Raw genomic sequence first — 4,996 nt, 5'->3', positions numbered from 1 at the left:
ACAAAAGCGTTGCCAATTCTTCCGCCGTAGGAAACCGTTGCTTTGCGCGCTTCTGCAACCGGTTTATAAAATTCTATATCCAAAGTGCTCAAAGCTACTTTGTTTTGAAGGTATCTCAATCGGCCTTCCTTAGCTTCAATTTCTTCTCGTATTTCAGAAAGTTGCCCTTCAATTTCAAGCATTTCCGATATTTTATTGGCCTTTTTCAAAAGCTCTAAATAACGTTCTTCTAATACTTTTTTGGTTTTAATGCGTGAAGTAACATCGATATATTCTTCGGTAACATCCTGAGATGAAATATCTTTTCGGTCAAAATAGGATACTCCTTTTGAAATCTCAGCAATAAAGGCATCAAAGTTTTCATTTGGAATTCTGATGTTGATTCTTCGGCTAAATTCATAATCACTATTCGACTGCGAATCATTTTTAATTGTGGCATTATACTTTTTTACAGCTGCCTGAATTTGATTATAGGTCTTATCTAAATCATCTGTTTGAAAACGCAAATCACCCGATTTGATGATTTTGGTTTCAATGGTTTCCTCTTCTGCAGGAATTGCTTTTAAACTAGCAGCAGCTACAAGATTACTTTCATCTTTTTTATCATATTCACCACGCATTTCTTTTGCGGGTAATTTAATCTGAATTGCACTATTGGCAGATGCTTCTGCGTTGGCTTGTTTGCAGGAAACAAATAAAAAAACAAAAACGGAAAAAATCAGAGAGAATGTTTTCATAATAAATAAGGTTAGAATTAATAAAACGTAAAAAAGGACTTATTTATTGTGTAACAGTATTTTAGTTTTGATTATTCGTGTCCTGAATAATTTTAATGAACTTTTCAAAAAGCTGAATGGTCTTTTGGTTTATTTCCTGATAGGACAACCTTTCGTTGGTTTGATAAAAAAACATCATACAATATTTAGTATCTACATTTTCGACCAAAAGTTGTTTGTTCAGTCTATAGGATTCACGTAAAACACGTTTGAAATAATTCCGGTCAACGGCATTTTTAAAATATTTTTTGGAAACCGAAACGCCAATTTTCAAAGGCACATCTTCTTCAAAATCATGTTTTACATAAACTAAGCGCAGCGGGTATTTACTCACCGATTTGCCTTCGGAAAAAAGTAAATCTATAATTTTTTTGCTTTTTAGTTTTTCATCTTTTGGATAAGAAAAATCCATTATTGTTTGGAGTAGATGTTGTAAACAAATTTCACTTCATTGTAAGTGATATAAAACTGCACTCTGTTATTTTCCTTTTTCTTGGTAATAATTAAGATATTACACTTCGAAAACTTATTGTCGACACATTCAAACGGAACAATGTTTACTTCATCGTTATCTGTTATTTCGCCATAAGCTTTGATTTTGAATGTCTGTATCTCAGAAGAATTAACCATAATCAAGTCCTTTTTCGGATCAAGAGTAATCAAAACTTTAGCGTCAACAAAATCAGACCATTCATTCCATTGCCCATTGTCTTTTTTATCGGTAAAACTTACGCTGCTGGTTTGAAAACGAATAGGTTGTGCTGAGGCAACGCTTCCAAAACTCAAGAAAAGGCAAACGATAAGAAGATGAATAGCTTTCATTTTGTCAATTTTTTTTATCGCGGTAAATCTACAAATTCTATTCCAAAAAATCAGTTGCCTGATGCTGGTGCACAAAAAAATATTTTTTCAAATCAAACCAAGTCATTTTATTTTATGAAAAAGTTGTTTATTTGTTTAATCATCCTACATCCAAACTATGAGAAAAATTATAATTGTACTGTTAACACTCTTGTTTTTAAGCTGCTCATCTGATGATTCTACTCCCGCGAGAAGAATCACTTTTAAAGTCAACGGAGTATCCAAAGTATTTGAAGATATCCGCGTCCAGTCTAATGAAGATCTCAATTTTGAAGTCCCTTTTTACCGACTTGATATAAGCGCCGAACCAAAAAATGGAGATCCGGAAACCTTCGCCCTTAGGGTAATCCGTGGCGGGGAACTTGATGGACAGTCAACAAACGGAGGAGCTTATTTAGATGGAAGTGGCTATCATTACAATTTTGAGCATCCAATACAAATGCACCTTACCATCAATACCAATAAAAGAATAAAAGGAACATTCGAAGGTATTTTTACAGACACGAATGGCTATGATGTCCAAATTACCGAAGGGAAAATCGATATCACTTATTATCCCGACAATCCTCAGTATATAAAAAGATAAAAGCGAACTTTTTAAGGTTCGCTTTTTTGTTACTTCAATTCATAAACATTATTGTCCTTTTTCACATCGGCCATTAAACCGCTTGGATCAATCGTGATTTTTTTGATTGAATTTTTTGCTTTTGGAATCTCAAAGAAATAATTTGGATTGGCCCAAGTCCAGTCAGCTAGAACAGTTCTTTTAATTTCCGGAGTTGGGTTTTCTTTTTCAAAACTCATCATCCGCAACGGAATATAAAAACTCTCTTTTGTGCCATCGGTATATTCAACCAAAATATCCATTGGCATTGGAGTTCTGCCAATTCTTTCTAAAGAAACACCTGTTCTTTTTACACCATCGGTTGCGGCTTCAACATTTTTAATTCCGTAATCAATCGTGTTCAGGGTTTCGGTCCAATCAGTTAAATACCAATCTAAATTTGCACCCGAAACACGTTCTGCTGTTCGTTTAATATCGTTTGGTGTTGGATGCTTGAATTTGAATTCATCGTAATAGCGTTTCAATGCTTTTCTAGTATTTTCTGTGCCAATAAGGTATTCCAATTGAGTTAGGAAAAGTGCGCCTTTGTAATAAGAAGCTGTGCTGTAACTTTTGTTTATATCAAACCTGTCGCCATGTGTTGACAAAGGCTGCTCTTTGCCGGATTCTACTAAAGCGTAATAATCTTTATAGATTCTTGTAAATGGATTTTCATCTTTTTTATTTGGAATTTCATTCAGTGCCAAATATTCAATATAGGTTGAAAAACCTTCGTCCATCCAGGGATGTTTGGATTCGTTGGAAGCTAAAATCTGCTGAAACCAGGAATGTGCCAATTCGTGTGGTGCTGCCTTGAGCATATCTTTTGCAGTTCCGGTTCCAAGCATCAAAGTACACATTGCATATTCCATTCCGCCATCGCCACCCTGAATAAATGAATATTGTTTGTATGGATAATCGCCAACCATTTTATTATAGAAATCCATTACTCTGACCATCAAAGGTTCAAGATCATTCCAGTTTTGAATGTACTTCTTATTGTTTTTATACAAGAAATGCAAATCAACATTGTTTGGTCCTTTGACAACATCATGAAGATAATTTTTATCGGCAGCCCATGTAAAATCGTGAACATTCGGTGCTGTAAAATGCCAGGTTAAGGTTTTTGTTTTCGAATCCTTTTTTACTTCTTTGCCTTTGTCTTCGTATCCAAAACCAATTTCATTATTGTTTTTCAGATAACCCGTTCCACCAAGAATATAATCTTTATCAATGGTAATGTTAATATCAAAATCTCCCCAAACGCCGTGAAATTCACGGGCAATATAAGGATCGGCATGCCAGCCTTCAAAATCGAATTCAGCCATTTTTGGATACCATTGTGCCATTGAAAGTTCAACACCAACCGAATTATTTCTTCCCGAACGACGGATTTGAACCGGAACCTGTCCGTCAAAATCCAGCGTCAAAGTTGTTGATTTTCCGGGAAGAATAGGTTTTGCTAAAGTCACTTCAAGAATGGTTCCGACTTCTTTAGTATCCGCAGATTCTCCATCCTGCTTAAAGTTGGAAATTTTCAAATAACCAATTTCGTTAGGTTGAAGTTTAGCAATTCTGCTTTCTTTTATTTCTTTGCCGTCAGCTGATTTGCCTTTGGTAAGAAATCTTGCGTCCGGATCAGCGATAGTTTGGGCGCGCATGTCCATTTCGCTTCCTGGCTGAAAAGCATTATTGAATAAATGATAATAAACACGACGCAGCGTGTCCGAGGAATTATTGGTATAAATCAGTTTTTGTTTTCCGTTGTATTGATAGTTTTTTACATCCATCAACACATCCATTTTGTAATCTACTTTTTGCTGCCAATATCCTTTGGATTGTGCAAAACCAGAAGTAATGCTGAGGAAAATAAGACCAAATAAAAATTTGTTGTTCATGCTTAAATAAAATAAAAAAAAGGAAGGTTTTACGCTTCCTTTCTGATTTATAATTTTGGATCTTTCTTAATTGCGCTCGACATTTCTTCGGCCATTTTCAAGGCATTATATGCATTGACAATTTTTCCGGAAACGCTGGCTTCAGCGAAAGGAATCTTTTCTTGTTTTTCACCAACTTTCACATCAAAGTTAAGTGGCGTTCCCGATTGCATCAAAATTTGTTTTACCTGAGAGGCTTTCAAATTTGGATAGTAAGAACGGATTAAAGCTGCAACACCGGCCGCATTTGGAGAAGCCATTGATGTTCCTTGCAGGTATTTGTATTTGCTGCCCGGAACAGTCGCGTAAATTTTCACACCAGGTGCAAAAACATCAACATTCCTTTTTCCATAATTTGAAAATTTAGCAACTACTTTTTCGCCAATTTCATTTTTTAAAGCACCAATAGTAAGAACGTTATCAGAAATTTCAGTTCCATTTACATCGTCAGTTGGGAAGTTAGGTTCTGTGTCTATGTCTTTTGAATCATTTCCTGCTGCATGTACGATTAAAACATCTTTACTGGCGGCATATTTAATAGCGTCATAAACCCATCCTGCATGTGGAGAATAATCTTTTCCAAAACTTCCATTGATAACTTTGGCGCCATTATCAACAGCATATCTAATAGCTAAAGCAACATCTTTGTCATATTCATCCCCATTTGGCACAGCACGAACAGGCATGATTTCTACATTATCAGCAACACCATCACCACCAAGATTGTTATTTCTTACCTGAGCAATTATTCCGGCAACGTGAGTTCCATGAAGATTATCTTTACGCTCTTTAGAGTAAACAACATTATTACCATATTT

At 35.4% G+C, this 4,996-nt stretch carries 6 protein-coding genes; 1 reads left to right on the top strand and 5 read right to left on the bottom strand.

Features of this window, described 5'->3' with window-relative positions; translation table 11 throughout:
• The 3 genes from ABIQ27_RS04690 to ABIQ27_RS04680 form a co-directional block, all read right to left on the bottom strand.
• Positions 1 to 737, bottom strand: a 737-nt coding sequence (locus ABIQ27_RS04690) for a DUF4349 domain-containing protein (protein WP_348032503.1), incomplete at its 3' end; no start/stop codon positions are given.
• A gap of 61 nt (positions 738 to 798) precedes the next feature.
• Positions 799 to 1,188, bottom strand: coding sequence for a ribonuclease P protein component (gene rnpA, locus ABIQ27_RS04685; RefSeq protein WP_348032500.1), 390 nt, complete (start codon positions 1,186 to 1,188; stop codon positions 799 to 801).
• Positions 1,188 to 1,598 (bottom strand): hypothetical protein, encoded by a 411-nt coding sequence (locus tag ABIQ27_RS04680; protein WP_348032497.1) that lies wholly within the window; start codon positions 1,596 to 1,598, stop codon positions 1,188 to 1,190. Before ABIQ27_RS04680 ends, rnpA begins: the two co-directional genes overlap by 1 nt.
• Before the next feature lie 157 nt (positions 1,599 to 1,755).
• Between ABIQ27_RS04680 and ABIQ27_RS04675 the strand changes: the two genes are divergently transcribed.
• Positions 1,756 to 2,223: a hypothetical protein gene (locus ABIQ27_RS04675; protein WP_348032496.1), complete on the top strand. Its 468-nt coding sequence runs from the start codon at positions 1,756 to 1,758 to the stop codon at positions 2,221 to 2,223.
• A 29-nt stretch (positions 2,224 to 2,252) separates the two neighbouring features.
• Here ABIQ27_RS04675 and ABIQ27_RS04670 read toward each other — a convergent pair whose 3' ends face one another.
• Both ABIQ27_RS04670 and ABIQ27_RS04665 read right to left on the bottom strand, forming a co-directional pair.
• Positions 2,253 to 4,139 carry a M1 family metallopeptidase gene (locus ABIQ27_RS04670; RefSeq protein WP_348032494.1) on the bottom strand — a complete coding sequence of 629 codons (1,887 nt, stop codon included), beginning with the start codon at positions 4,137 to 4,139 and terminating at the stop codon, positions 2,253 to 2,255.
• Between the two features lie 47 nt (positions 4,140 to 4,186).
• Positions 4,187 to 4,996: S8 family serine peptidase (locus ABIQ27_RS04665; protein ID WP_348032492.1), on the bottom strand; the 810-nt coding region annotated here is incomplete at its 5' end.

The sequence above is a fragment of the Flavobacterium sp. genome, assembly GCF_039916025.1.
GTDB lineage: Bacteria > Bacteroidota > Bacteroidia > Flavobacteriales > Flavobacteriaceae > Flavobacterium.
The sequence above is the reverse complement of the archived record's forward strand: the minus strand, read 5'-3'. Positions and strand labels throughout refer to the sequence as shown.